Here is a 19419-nt window from a genome sequence, read left to right as displayed (position 1 = left end):
AGCGTCATCGGTTGCGGCCGGTCGCGGCCGCCAGCAAGCCTTCCAGGGTCTGCGCCAGCTCGCGGCGCTCGCCCGGGCCGAGGAACTCGCCGACCCGGACCTGCTTGCCGCTGGACGCCAGCACCACCCTGTCGTCGCCTTCGATCCGCAACCGCACCCAATGCGGATGGGCGCGGAACGCCGGCGTTCCTGCATTCGTGCGGGTCACTTCCACACAGCCCGGACCCACCCGGATGTCCTCTTCGCGTTCGCCGCTGCGCCAGGACCAGCGCAGCGCGAGCGCCACCACGATGCTGTGCAACAGGGCGAACGCCGGCGCAAACACGTTGCCGGCGAACCACCCCAACACCGCCACCGCCCACATCGCCCCGGCCAGCGCCGCGAACAGCACGACGAATTGCCGGGCGCTGAGCGCCCGCGGCGGTCGCAGCCGCAGCTGCGTACCCGACCCCTCCGACGTAGACGGAAACATTTCGATCATGTCGAACCGCGCTTCCGAGCTGCCGCGCATGCCGAGCCGCGGGTAACGCTTCGATGGTAGCCCCGGGGCCTGCGTGCCGGCAAGCGCGGGTTCATCATAAAAAATGCTGCATTGCAACCAGATTCTGGCCAAAGGCGTTCGGACGCGGCACCGGATGCGGGATCGCGCACAGTCGCCGACGCGCTGCGCGAGCGGGCGCTGACATAAAATGGGCGCATCTTCCCTGGTCCTCCCTGCATGAACGCTCTGTCTGGCGCCGGTCTCTCCCCGGCGATGCCGTCCGCGTCTCCCTCGCCGCTGCTTGCCCCCGAACTTCCGCCCGCGCCCCAGGCGTTGCGCGCCGCGATCACCGTCGCGTGGCTGAAGGACGAAGCCGAACACGTGCGCGAACTGCTCGAGCAGGCGCGCCTGCCCGCCGCCGACCAGGCCAAGGTGCAGGCGCTGGCCGCCGACCTGGTCACCCGCGTGCGCGCCCGCGCCCAGGACCAGGGCGCGATCGAGGCCTTCATGCGCCAGTACGACCTGGGCAGCGAGGAAGGCGTGCTGCTGATGTGCGTGGCCGAGGCGCTGCTGCGCATCCCCGACCAGGAGACCGCCGACAAGCTGATCCGCGACAAGCTCGGCGACGCGGACTGGAAGAAGCACATGGGCGAAAGCGACTCGGTGCTGGTCAACGCCTCCACCTGGGGCCTGATGCTCACCGGCAAGCTGGTGCAGATCAACGACCTGACCCGCGCCGACGTGGCCGGCGCGTTCAAGCGCCTGATCGGCCGCGTCGGCGAGCCGGTGATCCGCCTGGCGGTGCGCCAGGCGATGAAGATCATGGGCCACCAGTTCGTGATGGGCCGCACCATCGGCGAGGCGCTGTCGCGCTCGAAGAAGGGCGACAACGCGCACTACCGCTATTCGTTCGACATGCTCGGCGAAGGCGCGCTGACCATGAAGGACGCGCAGCGCTACCTCGACGCCTACCGCCAGGCGATCCACGCGATCGGCCGCAGCGGCCCGAACGGGTCGTACAAGGGCAGCGACGTGTTCGCCGCGCCCAGCATCTCGATCAAGCTGTCGGCGCTGTATCCGCGCTACGAGCACGCCAAGCGCGCGCGGGTGATGGCCGAGCTGGTGCCCGGCGTGCTGGAGCTGGCGCAGCTGGCCCGGTCCTACGGCATCGGCTACACGGTGGACGCCGAGGAGGCCGACCGCCTGGAGCTGTCGCTGGACATCATCGAGGCCACCTTCTCCGATCCGTCGCTGGACGGCTGGGAAGGCTACGGCCTGGCGGTGCAGGCGTACCAGAAGCGCACCCCGTACACGATCGACTTCCTCGCCGACCTGGCGCGCCGCGTCGGCCGCCGCATCCCGGTACGCCTGGTCAAGGGCGCGTACTGGGACGCGGAGATCAAGCGCGCGCAGGTCGAGGGCCACCCGGGCTACCCGGTGTTCACCCGCAAGCAGAACACCGACGTGTCCTATCTGGCCTGCGCCAGGCGCATGTTCGCGCACAGCGACGCGCTGTACCCGATGTTCGCCACCCACAACGCGCAGACCATCGCCGCGGTGCGCGCCATCGCCGGCGGCAAGGACTACGAGCACCAGAAGCTGCACGGCATGGGCGACGACCTGTACGCCGAGGTGATCCCGGCCGACCGCCTGGGCGTGCCGTGCCGCGTGTACGCGCCGGTCGGCTCGCACGAGGACCTGCTGCCGTACCTGGTGCGGCGCCTGCTCGAGAACGGCGCCAACTCCAGCTTCGTCAACCGCATCACCGACGAGGACGTGGCGATCGAGGACCTGATCCGCGATCCGGTCGAGGCCGTGTCGGCGTTCGCCTCCATCCCGCACCCGAAGATCCCGCTGCCGGCCGACCTGCTGCGCAGCCAGAACCACAACAGGAAGAATTCCATGGGCGCCAACCTCGCCAACGACAACGACCTGCGCGCGCTGGCCGACCAGCTCAACGCCGCGATCAAGCCCTGGCAGGCCGCGCCGCTGGTGCCCGGCGCGGTGATCGCCAGCGAGCCGCTGCCGGTGACCAACCCCGCCGACCGCCGCCAGACCGTGGGCCGCTGGCAGCCGGCCGACGCCGCCACCGTGGAGAAGGCGCTGGCCAACGCGGTGGCCGCGCAGCCCGGCTGGAACCGCACTCCGGCCGCCAGCCGCGCCACCATCCTTGAGCACGCCGCCGACCTGCTGGAAGCGCGCATGCCCGAGTTCATCGCGCTGTGCGTCAAGGAAGCCGGCAAGACCCTGCCCGACGGCGTGGCCGAAGTGCGCGAGGCGGTGGATTTCCTGCGCTACTACGCCGGCCAGGCGCGCGCCCAGTTCGGCGCGCCCGAGCGCCTGCCCGGGCCGACCGGCGAATCCAACGAACTGCAGCTGCACGGCCGCGGCGTGTTCGTGTGCATCAGCCCGTGGAACTTCCCGCTGGCGATCTTCCTCGGCCAGGTCGCCGCGGCGCTGGCCGCCGGCAACAGCGTCATCGCCAAGCCGGCCGAGCAGACCAACCTGATCGGCCATGCCGCGGTGAAGCTGTTGCACGAGGCCGGCGTGCCGGAGGCGGCGGTGCAGTTCCTGCCCGGCGACGGCGCCACCGTCGGCGCCGCGCTGACCCGCGACCCGCGCGTGGCCGGCGTCGCCTTCACCGGTTCCACCGACACCGCGCGCGCGATCAACCGCGCCATGGCCGCGCGCGACGCCGCGATCGGCGTGCTGATCGCCGAGACCGGCGGCCAGAACGCGTTCATCGCCGACTCCTCGTCGCTGCCCGAGGCGGTGGTCAAGGACGCGATCTCCAGCGCCTTCATCTCCGCCGGCCAGCGCTGCTCGGCCGCGCGCGTGCTGTTCGTGCAGGACGACATCGCCGACAAGGTGATGACCATGCTCGCCGGCGCGATGGCCGAACTGAAGATCGGCGACCCGGGCCTGCTGTCCACCGACGTCGGCCCGGTGATCGACGCCGACGCGCTGCAACTGCTCACCGACCACGCCGCGCGCATGGACCGCGAAGCGCGCCTGATCGCGGTGGCCGCCAGCGACGAGGGCACCGCGCACGGCAGCTTCTTCGCCCCGCGCGCCTACGAACTGCAATCGCTGGCGCAGCTGCAGCGCGAGGTGTTCGGGCCGGTGCTGCACGTGATCCGCTGGAAGGCCGACCAGCTCGACGCGGTGATCGACCAGATCAACGCCACCGGCTACGGCCTGACCCTGGGCGTGCATTCGCGCATCGACGAGACCATCGAGCGCATCGCCGCGCGGGTGCAGGTCGGCAACGTCTACGTCAACCGCAACCAGATCGGCGCGGTGGTCGGCGTGCAGCCGTTCGGCGGCCAGGGCCTGTCCGGCACCGGCCCCAAGGCCGGCGGCCCGCACTACCTGCTGCGCTTCGCGACCGAGAAGGTGGTGACCGTCAACACCACCGCGGCAGGCGGCAACGCGTCGCTGCTGACCTTGGGCGACTGATCGTCCGCGAGGTTCCTGCGGCATTTCTGCAGGAGCGGCTTCAGCCGCGACAGGCATTACCGGTAATGCCTGTCGCGGCTGAAGCCGCTCCTACACGACAGCTCAGCCTGCCTGGCGACGGATCGACAGTCCGTTGCCGCATCCGCATACGTCCTTCCGCCATGCCAATGCATTGACCCCAGGCCAGACAGGCCGTGTCGCGAGGGCCCCGACCAGGCTCTCCAGCAATCAGCCGCACACGCTGGGATTCGGACCGCAGAACAAAAAAAGCCCCGCCGAAGCGGGGCTTTTCTATTCGCCGCGGCCAGCGCCGCGGCGGTTCACTGCAGTACCGGCCGGATCAGAACTTGTAGTTCACCGACGCCGCCAGCACGTTGCCGCTCACGTCGTAGCTGCCGACCAGGGTGTTGCCGGTGGCGGTGGTCGAGTTGATGCTCGGATCGCTGGTGAACAGGTGGGTATAGCCGAAGCTGTACTCGGCCTGCTCGGACGGACGCCAGCTCAGACCCAGCGAGACCCACTTGCGGCTCGCGTCGGGCACGCGCACGTCGCGGTGCTCGTTGCTGGTCGGGGTTTCGTCGTAGGCCAGGCCGCCGCGCAGGGTCAGCGTGTCGCTCATGCGGTAGTCGGCACCGATCGAGACGAAGGTGGTGTCGTTGTAGGCGAAGTTCAGCACGCTGTCGGGCTGGTTGGACGCGAAGTCCACCGTCACCTGGTCGAACTTGCCCCAGGCGGTGCGGGTGACGTCGGCCATCACCGTCCACTGCTCGTTGATGTTGTGGGTGAAGCTGGCGGTCGCGCTGGCCGGCAGGGTCACCGTGGCGCGGCCCTTCGTATCGACGAAGGTGCCCGGCGCGGCGATGCCCAGCACGGTGGCGGCGTTGGCCGGGGTGGTGAAGTCGGCATCGCCATCGGTGATCTTGTGCTCGACCTTCGAACGGTAGCTGAAGCCGATGTGGGTGTTCTCGTCGATGCTGAACAGGCCGCCCAGGGTGTAGCCGACCTCGGTGCTGTCGCCCTTGATGCGCGAGAAGCCGTCGGCGCTGCCCGGCGCGAAGCCCGGCACGCGACGCCCGGCCAGCACGCTGCCCAGGTCGATGGCGTTGGACAGTTCGATGTCCAGGCGCTCGGCGAACACCGACGCGCCGAACGACACGTACGGGTTCACGTCGTAGGAGAAGGCGAGGTTGAGGTCGATCGCCTGCAGCTCGGTCTTGACGCCGTTGTAGCGGCCGACCCAGTCGCGGTCGTATTCGGTCTTGAAGCCGAACGGCACGGTCAGCGAGGTGCCGAAGTGCATGTTGTTGTTCTCGCCGAACGGCAGGTGGAAATACGCCGCCGGGACCGGCGCGATCATGCCGGCGTCGCCGCCGTCGCCGCCGGAGATCGGCGCGCGGGTGGCATAGGTGCCGGTGCCGTCGTACTTGGCGGAGAACTGGATGGCGCTGACGTCGGCCTGGAACACCTTGCCGTCGAGCTGGCGCATGCCGGCCGGGTTGTTGGCGATGATCGAGGCATCGCCCGGGGCGCTGCCGGAGCCAGCGAAGGCGCGGCCCAGGCCCTTGGCGCTGTTTTCCTTGAGCTGGAACGCGGCGCCGTGCGCCTGACCGATGGTCAGGGCGCCGACGATGCCGACGGCCAGGGCGGTGAAACGGACGAACTGGGTTGCGTTTTGCATGGCTTGTCACTCTCCGGAAGACGAAAATGTCTGTGTTCGCGCCTGCGCATCCCCGGCTGAGCAAGCCAGGACTGCGCGCCGGATTCCCCTCCCGACATACGACGCCGTATGCAGTATACCCCGCTGCGTTAACCGAACAATAACAATAGGCCCCGTTCAGTTTCGGGCGGAGTAGGCGTGCGTTCAGCCGAAGGGAGCCGGTATCGTTACAGGCCGCGTTCCCCGGTACAGGCATGTTCGTCTCCATTCCCTCCCGCGACCGGACCACGCTGCGCTGGGCCACGCCATTGCTGTTCGCGGCGATGTGGCTGGCGTTCCTGTGGTCGATCAGCCGCCCCAACCAGGCCCGCGCGACGCTGTGGCTGGACTGGGGCGCGCTCTCGGCCGGGGTGGCCAGCCCGCGCGACTGGCTGGCGACGGTGCAGGACGGCAGCGTGCTGCGCCTGTTCACCGCGCTGTTCCTGCACGCGGACTGGTCGCACCTGCTCGGCAACCTGGTGTTCCTGCTGATCTTCGGCCTGCCGGCCGAGCGCGTGCTGGGGCCGTGGCGCTTCCTGCTGCTGTTCCTCGGCGGCGGCGCCATCTCCAACCTGGCCGCGGTGTTCGCGATCGGCACCCCGGACCGGGTCATCATCGGCGCCAGCGGCGCGGTATCGGCGCTGATCGGCACCTACCTGGCGCTGTTCCCGCGCGCCAAGCTCGGCGTGGTGCTGCCGCTGGGGCTGTTCCTGGAATTCGTGCGCGCGCCGGCCTCGCTGCTGATCGGCACCTGGGCGGCGCTGCAGGTGGTGTTCGCCTACATCGGCCCGGCGTTCGGCATGGTCGCCTGGTCGGCGCACCTGACCGGCTTCGCCTTCGGCATGGCCTACGGGCTGTACGTGCGCGCGGCGATCGCGCGGCGCCTGCGCAAGCGCAAGGGCTTCTGAGCGCCACGCCGCGGCGCCAGCGCGCTCTATACTTCGCGCATGGCCAAGCCCCTGTACAAAGTGACGTTCCTCAACCACGGCAAGGTGTACGAGCTGTACGCGCAGCACGTGGGCAGCAGCCACCTGTGGGGCTTCAGCGAGATCGGCGCGCTGGTGTTCGACCTGCACGACGGCCTGGTCATCGACCCCACCGAAGAGCGCCTGCGCGAGGAATTCGGCGACACCAAGATGCTGCACCTGCCGATGCAGAGCATCGTGCGCATCGAGGAAGTGGAGAAGAAGGGCCAGTCGGCGATCCGCGACGCGACCACCGGCGAAAAGGTGATCACCCCGTTCCCGATGCCGGGCAAACCGCGCTGAGCCGATGCGCATCCTGATCGCGGACGATTACCAGGACGCGGTCCGGCACCTGCGCTGCTTCCAGCGCCTGCATGGCCACCACGTCGAGGTCGCCACCGCGCTGCACCGCGACGACGACGCGGCGTTCGCCGCACAGGCGGCCGACGCCGAAGCCTTGGTCCTGATCCGCGAGCGCACCCGCGTCGATGCGGCATTGCTCGAGCGCATGCCGCGGCTGCGGCTGATCAGCCAGACCGGCCGCGTCGGCAACCACATCGACCTGGCCGCCTGCAGCGCACGCGGCGTCGCCGTGGCCGAAGGCGTCGGTTCGCCGGTGGCGCCGGCGGAACTGGCGTGGACGCTGATCCTGGCGGCGAGCCGGCGGCTTCCCGCCTACACCGCCGCGTTGCAGGGCGGCCGCTGGCAGGCGACCGGCGATGCGCAGCTGGGGCGCACCCTGTGCGGACTGACCCTGGGCATCTGGAGCTACGGCAAGATCGGCCAGCGCGTGGCCGGCTACGCGCGCGCGTTCGGCATGCGCGTGCAGGTGTGGGGCGGCGACACCTCGTGCGCGCAGGCGCGCGCCGATGGGTTCGAGATCGCCGCCGACCGCGCTGCGCTGTTCGCCGGCAGCGACGTGCTGAGCCTGCACCGGCGCCTGGTCGACGCCACCCGCCATGCGATCACCGGGCACGATCTGCTGCGCATGAAGTCCGACGCGTTGCTGGTCAACACCAGCCGCGCCGAGCTGATCGCGCCCGGCGCGCTGCTCGCGGCGCTGGATGCCGGCCGTCCCGGCCAGGCGGCGCTGGACGTGTTCGAGAGCGAGCCGCTGCTGGATCGCGACGACCCGCTGCTGCGCCATCCGCGGGTGCTGGCGACCCCGCACCTGGGCTATGTCGAACAGTCCAGCTACGAACGCTATTTCGGCGCGGCATTCGACAACATCCTCGCCTTCGCCGCCGGCACGCCGCAGCACCTGGCCACTCCGCAGGCGCGGTAACCGAGAGACCGGTCGCGCGCTGCTGCGCACGGCGTGATCGTCCGCCATGGTCGTTACGTCAGACCGTCGACGGCACGATGGCGGCGACCATCGCGCCTTGCCCATGCGCGCGCTTTGCTTCATGGCCGGCGCGCGTAGGGAGCGGCCTCCCCTGCAGGCTGCGGGCGGCGCCTTGCTGGCGCCAGCGAGCGGGCGAGATCAGTTCCCCGGCGTTGCGTCGGTCGCCGGCTTGGCCGCCGGCGTATCCGTCTTCGGTGCCGCCGGTTTCAAGGCCGGCGGCGTGGAAGCCGCCGGCTTCGGCGTTGCGGCCTTCTTGGCCGGCTTGGCCGCCGCGGCCTTGGCCACCGCGCCGGGCTGCTTCAGTTCGGCCAGCGCCTGCGCGATCGGCGCATCGCCGGGCAGCACGTCGCCGGCGCTGTAGCCTTCGGCGCCTTCGTCGTCGCCGTGCAGGTGGCCGGGCAGCGTCGCTTCGCTGTAGTCGGCCAGCACCGCCGGCGTGTCCGCGTCGTCCTTGCCCTCTTCCGGGCGCAGCACCACGTCCGGCACGATCCCGCTGGCCTGGATCGACTTGCCGCTGGGCGTGTAGTAGCGCGCCGTGGTCAGCTTGACCGAGTCGCCGTTGTCCAGCGGCAGCACGGTCTGCACCGAGCCCTTGCCGAAGGTGCGGCTGCCGACGATGCGCGCGCGCTTGTTGTCGCGCAGCGCGCCGGCCAGCACCTCCGAGGCGCTGGCCGACCCGGCATCGACCAGCGCGACCATCGGCGCGCCGTTGAGCACGTCGCCGGGGGTGGCGTCGAACTTGGAATCGCTGACCGAGATGCGCCCGCGGGTGGTCACGATGGTGCCCTTGTCGAGCACGTCGTCGGCCACCTGCACCGCCGCGGTCAACAGGCCGCCGGGGTTGCTGCGCAGGTCCAGCACCAGGCCGCGCAGCTTGCCGCCGGCCTGGGTCTGCAGTTGCTGCAGCTGCTTGTGGAAATCCGCGCCGGTATCGGCCTGGAAGGTGCTGATGCGGATGTAGCCGTAGCCCGGCTCGAGCATGCGGCTGCGCACGCTGGCCACGCGGATGGTCTGCCGGATCAGGGTCACGTCGAACGGCTTGTCCACCTTCTCGCGGACGATGGTCAGCACCACCTTGCTGCCCGATTCGCCGCGCAACGGCTCCATCGCCTTGACCGCGCTGATCGGCTTGCCGTCGATGGCCACGATGATGTCGCCCGAGCGCACGCCGGCGCGCGCGGCCGGGGTGTCGTCGATCGGCGCGACCACCTTGAGCGTGTTGTCCGGCAGCTGCAGCAATTCCACGCCGATGCCGTCGTAGGCGCCGGTGGCCTGTTCGTCGAAGGCCTCGGCGTCTTCCTTGCTGAAATAGGTGCTGTGCGGGTCCAGGTCCAGCAGCAGGCCGCGGATCGCCGACTGCATCAGTTTCTTGTCGTCGACCGGATCGACGTAGGCTTCCTTCACCGCGTTGTACACCGCCACGTAGCGCCGGATCTCGTCCAGCGGCACGCGCGAGGTGGCCGATTCGGTGGCGTCCGGATCGTCGGCGCTGGCCGCCGGGGCCGTGGGCGTCTGCTCGCCGGCGCTCTGCGCCATCGACGGCAGCGGCGCCAGGGCAAGCAACAGGGCAGCGGACAGGACTACGCGCATGAAGCACTCCGATTGGGGATGGCCTGCGCGCGCACGGCGCAGCTGTCCGGATTATGCGCGAAAGCGGGCTAAATCCGCGTTGAATGGTCTTCGGGTCGCACCGGGGCCGAAACCCCTGTCCCACAGCGAACCCACCCAGCCCGCAAAAATTCCTGTGGAAATGGCTCCGGTCACACCGCGACGAGTTCGCCAGCGCTCAACGGCGCTGCAACCACGACGAGGGATCCACCGGCTGGCCGTTGCGGCGCAATTCGAAATACAGCGCCGGGCGCCCCTGGCCGCCGGAATTGCCGACCTTGGCCACCGCGTCGCCGCGCTTGACCTGCGCGCCGGGGTCGCGCAGCAGCGCGTCGTTGTGGGCGTACAGGCTCATGTAGCCGTTGCCGTGGTCCACGATCAGGATCATCCCGTAACCGGTCATCCAGTCGGAGAACACCACCGTGCCGTCGGCCACCGCGGTGATGGTGCTGCCGGCCGGCGCGGCGATCAGCACGCCGTTGCTGGTGCGCCCGTCGGGCAGCTTGCCGCCGTAGCGCGCGATCAGGTCGCCGGACAGCGGCCAGCCCAGGCCGCCGACCTTCAGCGCCGGCGCCGAAGCCACCACCTTGGGCGGCACCTTGCTGCCGCCGCGCGAGGGGTGCTTCGCCGCGGCCTTGGCCTGCGCGGCCTGCTCGGCGGCCGCGCGCTTGGCCGCCGCGCGGCGCTCGGCCTCGGCCCGCGCGGCCGCCGCGCGCAGATTGGCCAGCAGCGTTTCCAGCGCCTTGGCGTCCTGGCCCAGCGCCTTCTCGCGCTCGCTGCGGTCCTGGTAGCGCTGGTCCAGCTCCGAGACCAGGCTGGCGCGCTGCTTGCGGTCGCGTTGCAGCGCCGCCGCCTGTTCCTGCTGCTGGCGCTGCGCGGCGCTCAGCTGTTGCCGCTGCGCCGCCAGGTCGCGCTGCACCTGTTCCAGCGCCTGCAGCTCGTGGGTCAGCGTGGCGATGCGCTGCGCGCGCTCGCGCTGCAGATAGCGGTGATAGGCCAGCAGCCGGTTGGCATCGGCCACCCGATCCTGGGCCAGCAGCAGCTTCAACGGCGCATTGCCGCCGATCGCGTAGGCCGCGCGCAGCAGCTGCGCCAGTTCGGCACGCTGCCGCACCAGGCCGGCGCGCAGCGAGTCGCGCTTGCGCTCCAGTTCGGCCAGGGTCTGCTGGTGCTGGCGCAGCGCCTGCTGGGTCTGCGCCAGGCTGCGCCCGGTCGTGGCCACCTTTTCGTCGGCCTCGCGCAGCTGGCGCGCGGCGTCGCCGCGCTTGCCCTCCAGCTCGCGCCGCTCCTCGGCCACGCTCTTCAGTTCGTTGCGCACCTTCTCCAACCGGCGCTCGGCCTCGCGCGGGTTCTGCGCCAGCGCCGGCGCCGCGAACAGCAGCAGCGCGGCCGCCGCCAACCGGCACAACACGGCGCGCCGAAGCCCGGGCGGGCGCCGCCCCGCCGCGCTGGGCGAGTCGGGACGCAACGGAGCGGAAACGGTCGCGGGCAAGGGCGGGTCCAATGACTTCAGGCAGGTGCGGATTGTAGCGAAGCGTGTTGTGATCGCCCCACGATTGATGCCGCGACTGGCCGGCGTTCTGGAGGTGGGTGATGAAGCGTACGCATTTATCGGTCCTGTTGGCGCTGGCCCTGATCGCCGGCCCCGCCGCGGCGGCCGAAGGCATCAGCAAGGTCAACGGCAGCATCACCGCCGAATCCGGCAAGCAGTACGGCGACCTGGAGACGGTGAACGGCGGCATCACCATCGAATCGGGCGCGACCGTCGGCGACGTGGAAACCGTCAACGGCGGCATCAAGATCGCCGACAACGCGCAGACCAAGGCCCTGTCCACGGTCAACGGCGGCATCCGCGTCGGCCAGCAGGCGCAGATCTCCGGTTCCATCGAGACGGTCAACGGCGGCATCTTCGTCGACCGCGGCGGCCGCGTCGGCGGCGGCGTGGAGAGCGTCAACGGCAGCATCGGCCTGGTCGCCACGCAACTGCAAGGCGGCATCGAGACGGTCAACGGCGACGTCACCGTCGGCCACGACTCGCACATCAGCGGCGGCATCGAGATCACCAAGCCCAGCTTCAGCATGTCGTTCAAGCCGGCGCGCAAGCCGCGCATCATCATCGGCCCGCGCGCGGTGATCGACGGGCCGCTGCGTTTCGAACGCGAAGTGACGCTGTACGTGCACCGCAGCGCCAAGACCGGGCCGATCACCGGCGCCACCGCGCAATCGTTCGACGGCGACACCGCGCCGGACAACTGATCCGCCGCCGCGCCGACCCGCGCTGCTGCCGGCGGCGCGCGCGCGGGACTTGCCTATAGAATCGGGCTTCCTCAGACCCCCAGGAGCCCCCATGTCCCGCAAGCTTGTGCTGTGCCTGGCCGCGGCCGCCGCGCTGACCGCGTGCAAGCGCGAAACGCCGGCCCCGGCCGCCGATGCCGCGCCGCCGCCGCCCGCGCCGGTGGCCGCCGCGGCCCATGCCTTCGCTCCGGAGATCACCCCGGCCGACTTCGGCGAGCTGGTCAAGACGCTGTCCTCCGATGCGTTCGAAGGCCGCGGCCCCGGCACTGCCGGCGAGGACAAGACCGTCGCCTACATCCGCGACCAGATGCAGCGCATCGGCCTGCAGCCGGGCAACGGCGACAGCTGGTTCCAGGACGTGGCGATGACCGAGACCACCGCCGATCCGAACACCACGCTGAAGCTGGAACAGAACGGCAAGCCGCGCGAACTGAAGTTCGGCACCGACATGGTGATCGGCACCCGCACCGGCCAGACCGAGGTCAAGATCGACGCCAGCGACATGGTGTTCGTTGGCTACGGCGTGGACGCGCCGGAGCAGAAGTGGAACGACTACGCGGACCAGGACTGGAAGGGCAAGACGGTGGTGATGTTCGTCAACGACCCCGGCTTCCACACCGAGGACGGGTCGCTGTTCGAAGGCAAGCGCATGACCTATTACGGGCGCTGGACCTACAAGTTCGAGGAAGCCGCGCGCAAGGGCGCGGTCGCCGCGCTGATCGTGCACGACACGCCCGGCGCCAGCTACGGCTGGGACGTGGTGAAGAACTCCTGGTCCGGCGCGCAGTACGACCTGCCGGCCAAGGACGATCCGGAGCCGCGCATCCCGGCCCAGGGCTGGATCACCGCCGAAACCGCCAAGCAGCTGTTCGCCGACGCCGGGCTGGACCTGGCGCAGGCCTACAAGGACGCGAGCAAGCGCGGCTTCAAGCCGGTGCCGCTGAAGGCCAAATTGTCGGTGGACCTGAAGAGCACGATCTCCGAGAAGAAATCGCGCAACGTGGTCGGCGTGCTGCCCGGCGGCAGCCGCGCCGACGAGGCGGTGCTGTACATGGCGCACTGGGATCACCTCGGCAAGCACGAGGGCGAAGCCGGCGACAACATCTACAACGGCGCGGTCGACAACGCGACCGGCGTCGCCGGCATCCTCGAGGTCGCCGACGCGTTCGCGCACCAGCAGCCCAAGCCGGAGCGCTCGGTGGTGTTCCTGGCGGTGACGCTGGAGGAGTCGGGCCTGCTCGGCTCCAAGTACTACGTCGCCCACCCGACCTTCCCGCTGAACAAGATCGCCGGCGTCATCAACCTCGACGCCATGCCGGTCGCCGGCCGCGCCAAGGACCTGGTGGTCAACGGCTTCGGCAGCTCCGAACTGGAGGACCTGCTCAAGCCGATCGCCGCCGCGCAAGGCCGCGTACTGCATGCCGAATCCGCGCCGCAGGGCGGTTTCTACTTCCGCTCCGATCACTTCAACTTCGCCAAGGCCGGCGTGCCGGCGCTGTACATCGACGGCGGCGAAGACCTGATCGACGGCGGCATCGATGCCGGCAAGCGCGCCGCCGAGGACTACGGCAAGCACCGCTACCACACGCCGGCCGACCAGTACGATCCCGCCAGCTGGAAACTCGACGGCGTGATGGACGACCTGCAGGCCGTCTACGGCGTCGGCAAGGAACTCGCTGCGGGCGACGCATGGCCGAACTGGTATGCCGACAACCCGTTCAAGGCGGCTCGCGACAAGATGATGGGCGACGCCAAGCCGGCATCGGCGGCGCCGGGCAAATGATCGGCTGACGTCCGCTCGGCAATGGCCACGACAACGGCGCTGCGGCGCCGTTGTCGTTTCCGCTCCAGGCGCTTCGGCACCTCGGGCAGCCGCTGCCGCCCGGCCCTGTCACTTGTTTCTTGTAGGAGCGACTTCAGTCGCGACTGAAGCCGCTCCCACGAGCTGAAATCGGCCAAAGGAAGGATTCCCAGCGCGGCGAAGCACTGAAGCAGGCGCATAAAAACGCCCGGACACTCGCGTGTCCAGGCGCGTTTTAGTTGCCTCTATCGGCATCGCACGCAGGCTGGCGCCCGCATGCGGCCCGGATCAGGCCGCCTGCTTGGCTTTCTCCAGGCTGGCCATGTCGATGACGAAACGGTACTTCACGTCGCCCTTGAGCATGCGCTCGTAGGCCTGGTTGATCTGCGCCATCTCGATCGTCTCGATGTCCGACACGATGCCGTGTTTGGCGCAGAAATCGAGCATCTCCTGGGTCTCGCGGATGCCGCCGATCAGCGACCCCGCCAGCTGCCGGCGCTTCAGGATCAGGTTGAACACCGTCGGCGACGGATGCGGCTCGGCCGGTGCGCCGACCAGGGTCATGGTGCCGTCGCGCTTGAGCAGGGTCAGGAACGCATCCAGGTCGTGCGAGGCGGCGACGGTGTTGAGGATGAAGTCGAAGCTGTTGCTGTGCGCCGCCATCTCCTCCGGCAGCTTGGACACCACCACTTCGTCGGCGCCCAGGCGCAGCGCGTCGTCCTTCTTGTTCGCCGAGGTCGTGAACAGCACCACATGCGCGCCCATCGCGTGCGCGATCTTCACGGCCATGTGGCCAAGGCCACCCAACCCGACGATGCCGACCTTCTTGCCCGGCCCCGCCTTCCAGTGGCTCAGCGGCGAATACGTGGTGATGCCGGCACACAGCAGCGGCGCCACCGCGGCCAGGTCCTTTTCCGGATGGCGGATCTGCAGCACGTACTTCTGGTCGACCACGATATGGTCGGAGTAGCCGCCATAGGTGTTCTCGCCGCCGAACATCGGGCCGTTGTAGGTGCCGACGAAGCCGTTCTCGCAATACTGCTCTTCGCCATCGGCGCAGGACGCGCAATGCCGGCAGCTGTCGACCATGCAACCGACGCCGGCCAGGTCGCCGACCTTGAAGGCCTGGACCTGGTCGCCGACCGCCGTCACACGCCCGACGATTTCATGGCCAGGCACGGAGGGATACTGCGTGTTCTGCCATTCATTGCGCACCGTATGCAGATCGGAATGGCAGACGCCGCAGTAGAGGATCTCGATGCTGACATCGTGCGGTCCATTCGCGCGGCGCTGGAACGCATAGGGGATCAGCGGCTGATCGGACGCCAGGGCGGCGTATCCATTGGCTTGGCTCATGGGGATTCTCTTGGTGGGCGAAAAGGAGTGCGGGTTGTCGGCCGCCGAGGTGTCGTAGCCGGCAACGGGCATGAAAGCTGGCATGGCGGGCAAAAAGTCTAAGCCCACCCGCATTAAAAGCACGCATCGTCGATGGAACGAAGCGACTCATCGCCAGCGGATCGCCAAGCAGACTGGGGCCGCATGCAAGCGCCTGGATCGCCCTAGAGCTCACTGCCGCAGGGTGCGCAGGCTCGCTGCATGCACCACCGCTGGCCAACTGCCATGCCGGAAGTGGCTCGCATGTTGCTGTTCAAGTGGTGTGCGACGACGCTGCAGTCGCAAACTTCGTGTACGTGGGGCTGTGCAATCTCCGGCTCCGGCCCGGTAATCCGCCGCTGACGCAGCAGAGCCGCAGATGGAGTCGCTGCAACAGGCGCCGCCGAAGCTGAGCGAGATCGCCGGCCCCTACCCCAGGGAGCGCCCCCCTGACCCAGGCGCAGGTACAGGCGCTGCTGAGCGCGCAGGGCTACACCAAGCTGGACAAGCTGCACTTCGAGGACGGCTTGTGGAAGACGGAGGGCACGAGCGGCGACGGCAAGCGCGGCGAGGTGCGGGTGGGCCCGCGCGGCGGCCGTGTCTATGCGGAAGGGGTGCCGTCGAAGCTGAGCGAAGCGGAGGTGCGCGCGGCGCTGACGGCGTCAGGTTACTCGCAGGTGCACGACCTCAAGTACGAGGATGGGCTGTGGGAAGCGCAGGCGCACACGTCGACGGGTCAGCGGGTGGAGGTGTACGCGGATCCGACGGACGGCAGCGTGGTGAGCGCGCAGTCGGACTGAGCGCCGGCGCGTGCGCCTGTGCTGTGCTTTCGTGGAGGTTTCTGGCGGCCAATAAAAAATCCCCGTCCTTGGAGGGACGGGGATTTGGGGTAAAGCCCCTGGCGATGACCTACTCTCGCATGGCTTGAGCCACACTACCATCGGCGCAGCTGCGTTTCACTTCCGAGTTCGGGATGGGATCGGGTGGTTCCACAGCGCTAATTTCACCAGGGAGACGGTTGGAGTGTCGCCGGGTTGCTTGCTTCGGACGGGGCACGGATGTGCGTGGTCGAAGAAGGCAACTGGCGCCAGCCTCTCATAGGGTGTGACGTAGCGAGCGATTGGATAGCTATCGACGTGTGTCGTGCTAAGGGATGCTTGGAAGCACCTTGAGGTTATATGGTCAAGCCGCACGGATCATTAGTATCAGTTAGCTCAATGCATTGCTGCACTTACACACCTGACCTATCAACCACGTAGTCTACATGGTTCCTTAAGGGGCTTGTGCCCCGGGAAGTCTCATCTTGAGGCGCGCTTCCCGCTTAGATGCTTTCAGCGGTTATCGCTTCCGAACATAGCTACCCGGCAATGCCACTGGCGTGACAACCGGAACACCAGAGGTTCGTCCACTCCGGTCCTCTCGTACTAGGAGCAGCCCCTCTCAAACTTCCAACGCCCATGGCAGATAGGGACCGAACTGTCTCACGACGTTCTGAACCCAGCTCGCGTACCACTTTAAATGGCGAACAGCCATACCCTTGGGACCGACTACAGCCCCAGGATGTGATGAGCCGACATCGAGGTGCCAAACACCGCCGTCGATATGAACTCTTGGGCGGTATCAGCCTGTTATCCCCGGAGTACCTTTTATCCGTTGAGCGATGGCCCTTCCATACAGAACCACCGGATCACTAAGACCTACTTTCGTACCTGCTTGATCCGTCGATCTTGCAGTCAAGCACGCTTATGCCTTTGCACACAGTGCGCGATGTCCGACCGCGCTGAGCGTACCTTCGTGCTCCTCCGTTACTCTTTAGGAGGAGACCGCCCCAGTCAAACTACCCACCATACACGGTCCCCGATCCGGATTACGGACCTAGGTTAGAACGTCAAGCACGACAGGGTGGTATTTCAAGGATGGCTCCACCACAGCTAGCGCCATGGTTTCATAGCCTCCCACCTATCCTACACAGACGAACTCAACGTTCAGTGTAAAGCTATAGTAAAGGTTCACGGGGTCTTTCCGTCTTGCCACGGGAACGCTGCATCTTCACAGCGATTTCAATTTCACTGAGTCTCGGGTGGAGACAGCGCCGCTGTCGTTACGCCATTCGTGCAGGTCGGAACTTACCCGACAAGGAATTTCGCTACCTTAGGACCGTTATAGTTACGGCCGCCGTTTACTGGGGCTTCGATCAAGAGCTTCGCCTTGCGGCTGACCCCATCAATTAACCTTCCAGCACCGGGCAGGCGTCACACCCTATACGTCCACTTTCGTGTTTGCAGAGTGCTGTGTTTTTGATAAACAGTCGCAGCGGCCTGGTTTCTGCGACCCTCTTCAGCTATAGCTCGCATGAGCCACCAAAAAGGGTGCACCTTCTCCCGAAGTTACGGTGCCATGTTGCCTAGTTCCTTCACCCGAGTTCTCTCAAGCGCCTGAGAATTCTCATCCTACCCACCTGTGTCGGTTTACGGTACGGTCTGCGTAAGCTGAAGCTTAGGAGCTTTTCCTGGAAGCGTGGTATCAGTGACTTCGTCTAAAAGACTCGTCTCGGTGCTCGGTCTTAAAGGATCCCGGATTTGCCAAAGATCCAAACCTACCGCCTTTCCCCGGGACAACCAACGCCCGGTACACCTAACCTTCTCCGTCCCTCCATCGCACTTACGCGAGGTGCAGGAATATTAACCTGCTTCCCATCGACTACGGCTTTCGCCCTCGCCTTAGGGGCCGACTCACCCTGCGCCGATTAACGTTGCGCAAGGAAACCTTGGGCTTTCGGCGTGCGGGTTTTTCACCCGCATTATCGTTACTCATGTCAGCATTCGCACTTCCGATACCTCCAGCGGACTTCTCAATCCACCTTCGCAGGCTTACGGAACGCTCCTCTACCGCGCATCGCTTATCGCGATGCACCCCAAGCTTCGGTTCACTGCTTAGCCCCGTTAAATCTTCCGCGCAGACCGACTCGACCAGTGAGCTATTACGCTTTCTTTAAAGGGTGGCTGCTTCTAAGCCAACCTCCTGGCTGTCTGTGCCTTTCCACATCGTTTTCCACTTAGCAGTGAATTTGGGACCTTAGCTGTGGGTCTGGGTTGTTTCCCTTTTCACGACGGACGTTAGCACCCGCCGTGTGTCTCCCGGATAGTACGTACTGGTATTCGGAGTTTGCAATGGTTTGGTAAGTCGCGATGACCCCCTAGCCATAACAGTGCTCTACCCCCAGCAGTATTCGTCCGAGGCGCTACCTAAATAGCTTTCGAGGAGAACCAGCTATCTCCGGGTTCGATTAGCTTTTCACTCCTAATCACACCTCATCCCCTACCTTTGCAACGGGAGTGGGTTCGGGCCTCCAGTCAGTGTTACCTGACCTTCACCCTGGGCATGACTAGATCACCCGGTTTCGGGTCTACTGCCCGCGACTATGCGCCCTTATCAGACTCGGTTTCCCTTCGCCTCCCCTATACGGTTAAGCTTGCCACGAACAGTAAGTCGCTGACCCATTATACAAAAGGTACGCAGTCACTCTTGCGAGCTCCTACTGCTTGTACGCACACGGTTTCAGGATCTATTTCACTCCCCTCTCCGGGGTTCTTTTCGCCTTTCCCTCACGGTACTGGTTCACTATCGGTCGGTCAGGAGTATTTAGCCTTGGAGGATGGTCCCCCCATATTCAGACAGGGTTTCACGTGCCCCGCCCTACTCGTCTTCACTGGAATGGCCCTTTTAAATACAGGGCTATCACCTTCTATGGCCAACCTTTCCAGGTTGTTTTTCTAGAACCATACCAGCTTAAGGGCTAGTCCCCGTTCGCTCGTCACTACTTAGGGAATCTCGGTTGATTTCTTTTCCTCCGGTTACTTAGATATTTCAGTTCACCGGGTTCGCTTCCAGCAGCTATGTATTCACTGCAGGATACTGCCGAAGCAGTGGGTTTCCCCATTCGGACATTGCCGGATCAAAGCTTGTTGCCAGCTCCCCGACACTTTTCGCAGGCTGCCACGTCCTTCATCGCCTCTGACCGCCAAGGCATCCACCGTGTGCGCTTATTCGCTTGACCATATAACCTCAAGTTGCCTCGAGGCTATGCTGAGTCCGGGGGTACAAAGCCCGGACGCGAACTATAACGACTCAATTTCTAGGGACTCGAAGTCCCCGCCTTAGCCACAACGACACGTCGAGATAGTTGATCTCAAACGCTCGCTACGTCACAAATTTTAAAAGAACATACCCCAGCCTCACTGCTGGCGCATCTTAAATTTAGTGTGCTTCGTACATTCAGAGTGGTGGGTCTGGGAGGACTCGAACCACCGACCTCACCCTTATCAGGGGTGCGCTCTAACCACCTGAGCTACAGACCCAAAGTCTTGTCAGTGGTGGAGCCAGTCGGGATCGAAC

At 66.6% G+C, this 19419-nt stretch carries 12 protein-coding genes, 2 tRNA genes and 2 rRNA genes (1 of these 16 cut by a window edge); 7 read left to right on the top strand and 9 right to left on the bottom strand.

Features of this window, described 5'->3' with window-relative positions:
* Positions 1-4: 4 nt before the first annotated feature.
* The gene (locus tag OCJ37_RS02340; RefSeq protein WP_263113551.1) at positions 5-481 is read right to left on the bottom strand and encodes a DUF2244 domain-containing protein; all 477 of its coding nucleotides are present in this window, start codon (positions 479-481) and stop codon (positions 5-7) included.
* A gap of 237 nt (positions 482-718) precedes the next feature.
* On the opposite strand from OCJ37_RS02340, the gene putA reads away from it, so the two are divergent.
* A complete protein-coding gene (putA, locus tag OCJ37_RS02335) occupies positions 719-3940 on the top strand; it encodes a bifunctional proline dehydrogenase/L-glutamate gamma-semialdehyde dehydrogenase PutA (RefSeq protein WP_263112107.1) in 3222 nt (1073 codons plus the stop codon).
* Between the two features lie 340 nt (positions 3941-4280).
* On the opposite strand, the gene OCJ37_RS02330 is transcribed toward putA, so the two are convergent.
* Positions 4281-5618 carry an outer membrane protein transport protein gene (locus OCJ37_RS02330; RefSeq protein ID WP_263112106.1) on the bottom strand — a complete coding sequence of 446 codons (1338 nt, stop codon included), beginning with the start codon at positions 5616-5618 and terminating at the stop codon, positions 4281-4283.
* A gap of 233 nt (positions 5619-5851) precedes the next feature.
* Here OCJ37_RS02330 and OCJ37_RS02325 point away from each other — a divergent pair, with 233 nt between their 5' ends.
* The 3 genes from OCJ37_RS02325 to OCJ37_RS02315 are packed head-to-tail and all read left to right on the top strand — an operon-like array spanning position 5852 to position 7886.
* Positions 5852-6544: a rhomboid family intramembrane serine protease gene (locus OCJ37_RS02325; protein ID WP_145708760.1), complete on the top strand. Its 693-nt coding sequence runs from the start codon at positions 5852-5854 to the stop codon at positions 6542-6544.
* Between the two features lie 39 nt (positions 6545-6583).
* Positions 6584-6904 carry a DUF1820 family protein gene (locus tag OCJ37_RS02320; RefSeq protein ID WP_263112105.1) on the top strand — a complete coding sequence of 107 codons (321 nt, stop codon included), beginning with the start codon at positions 6584-6586 and terminating at the stop codon, positions 6902-6904.
* 4 nt (positions 6905-6908) lie between these two features.
* Entirely contained in the window at positions 6909-7886 is a 978-nt protein-coding gene (locus OCJ37_RS02315; protein WP_263112104.1) for a D-2-hydroxyacid dehydrogenase family protein, read from the top strand.
* 198 nt (positions 7887-8084) lie between these two features.
* On the opposite strand, the gene OCJ37_RS02310 is transcribed toward OCJ37_RS02315, so the two are convergent.
* Both OCJ37_RS02310 and OCJ37_RS02305 read right to left on the bottom strand, forming a co-directional pair.
* Positions 8085-9536: a S41 family peptidase gene (locus OCJ37_RS02310; protein WP_263112103.1), complete on the bottom strand. Its 1452-nt coding sequence runs from the start codon at positions 9534-9536 to the stop codon at positions 8085-8087.
* A gap of 196 nt (positions 9537-9732) precedes the next feature.
* Positions 9733-11058 carry a murein hydrolase activator EnvC family protein gene (locus OCJ37_RS02305; RefSeq protein WP_263112102.1) on the bottom strand — a complete coding sequence of 442 codons (1326 nt, stop codon included), beginning with the start codon at positions 11056-11058 and terminating at the stop codon, positions 9733-9735.
* Between the two features lie 89 nt (positions 11059-11147).
* Between OCJ37_RS02305 and OCJ37_RS02300 the strand changes: the two genes are divergently transcribed.
* Together OCJ37_RS02300 and OCJ37_RS02295 are read left to right on the top strand one after the other, a co-directional pair.
* Positions 11148-11810, top strand: a complete 663-nt coding sequence (locus OCJ37_RS02300) for a DUF4097 family beta strand repeat-containing protein (RefSeq protein WP_263112101.1) — start codon at positions 11148-11150, stop codon at positions 11808-11810.
* Positions 11811-11901: 91 nt separating this feature from the next.
* Positions 11902-13632: a M28 family metallopeptidase gene (locus tag OCJ37_RS02295; RefSeq protein ID WP_263112100.1), complete on the top strand. Its 1731-nt coding sequence runs from the start codon at positions 11902-11904 to the stop codon at positions 13630-13632.
* A 306-nt stretch (positions 13633-13938) separates the two neighbouring features.
* Here the strand turns inward: OCJ37_RS02295 and OCJ37_RS02290 are convergent, their stop codons facing one another.
* Positions 13939-15006 (bottom strand): NAD(P)-dependent alcohol dehydrogenase, encoded by a 1068-nt coding sequence (locus OCJ37_RS02290; protein WP_263113550.1) that lies wholly within the window; start codon positions 15004-15006, stop codon positions 13939-13941.
* 467 nt (positions 15007-15473) lie between these two features.
* Here OCJ37_RS02290 and OCJ37_RS02285 point away from each other — a divergent pair, with 467 nt between their 5' ends.
* Positions 15474-15824 (top strand): PepSY domain-containing protein, encoded by a 351-nt coding sequence (locus tag OCJ37_RS02285; protein ID WP_317633225.1) that lies wholly within the window; start codon positions 15474-15476, stop codon positions 15822-15824.
* 96 nt (positions 15825-15920) lie between these two features.
* Here OCJ37_RS02285 and rrf read toward each other — a convergent pair.
* From rrf to OCJ37_RS02265, 4 genes are all read right to left on the bottom strand, one after another.
* A 5S ribosomal RNA gene (rrf, locus tag OCJ37_RS02280) occupies positions 15921-16035 on the bottom strand.
* Between the two features lie 167 nt (positions 16036-16202).
* A 23S ribosomal RNA gene (locus OCJ37_RS02275) occupies positions 16203-19081 on the bottom strand.
* 224 nt (positions 19082-19305) lie between these two features.
* Positions 19306-19382: transfer RNA gene (locus OCJ37_RS02270), tRNA-Ile, on the bottom strand.
* 13 nt (positions 19383-19395) lie between these two features.
* A tRNA-Ala gene (locus OCJ37_RS02265) sits at positions 19396-19419 on the bottom strand (it continues 52 nt past the right edge of the window).

It is taken from the genome of Xanthomonas sp. AM6 (assembly GCF_025665335.1).
Classification (GTDB): domain Bacteria; phylum Pseudomonadota; class Gammaproteobacteria; order Xanthomonadales; family Xanthomonadaceae; genus Xanthomonas_A.
Note: the sequence above shows the minus strand (reverse complement) of the source record. Positions and strands in the feature narration are given on the sequence as shown.

What these genes read in the sequence shown, in the direction of transcription:
- OCJ37_RS02340 (WP_263113551.1), bottom strand. Translation starts at nt 481, where the DNA reads ATGATCGAAATGTTTCCGTCTACGTCGGAGGGGTCGGGTACGCAGCTG.
- putA (WP_263112107.1), top strand. Translation starts at nt 719, where the DNA reads ATGAACGCTCTGTCTGGCGCCGGTCTCTCCCCGGCGATGCCGTCCGCG.
- OCJ37_RS02330 (WP_263112106.1), bottom strand. Translation starts at nt 5,618, where the DNA reads ATGCAAAACGCAACCCAGTTCGTCCGTTTCACCGCCCTGGCCGTCGGC.
- OCJ37_RS02325 (WP_145708760.1), top strand. Translation starts at nt 5,852, where the DNA reads ATGTTCGTCTCCATTCCCTCCCGCGACCGGACCACGCTGCGCTGGGCC.
- OCJ37_RS02320 (WP_263112105.1), top strand. Translation starts at nt 6,584, where the DNA reads ATGGCCAAGCCCCTGTACAAAGTGACGTTCCTCAACCACGGCAAGGTG.
- OCJ37_RS02315 (WP_263112104.1), top strand. Translation starts at nt 6,909, where the DNA reads ATGCGCATCCTGATCGCGGACGATTACCAGGACGCGGTCCGGCACCTG.
- OCJ37_RS02310 (WP_263112103.1), bottom strand. Translation starts at nt 9,536, where the DNA reads ATGCGCGTAGTCCTGTCCGCTGCCCTGTTGCTTGCCCTGGCGCCGCTG.
- OCJ37_RS02300 (WP_263112101.1), top strand. Translation starts at nt 11,148, where the DNA reads ATGAAGCGTACGCATTTATCGGTCCTGTTGGCGCTGGCCCTGATCGCC.
- OCJ37_RS02295 (WP_263112100.1), top strand. Translation starts at nt 11,902, where the DNA reads ATGTCCCGCAAGCTTGTGCTGTGCCTGGCCGCGGCCGCCGCGCTGACC.
- OCJ37_RS02290 (WP_263113550.1), bottom strand. Translation starts at nt 15,006, where the DNA reads ATGAGCCAAGCCAATGGATACGCCGCCCTGGCGTCCGATCAGCCGCTG.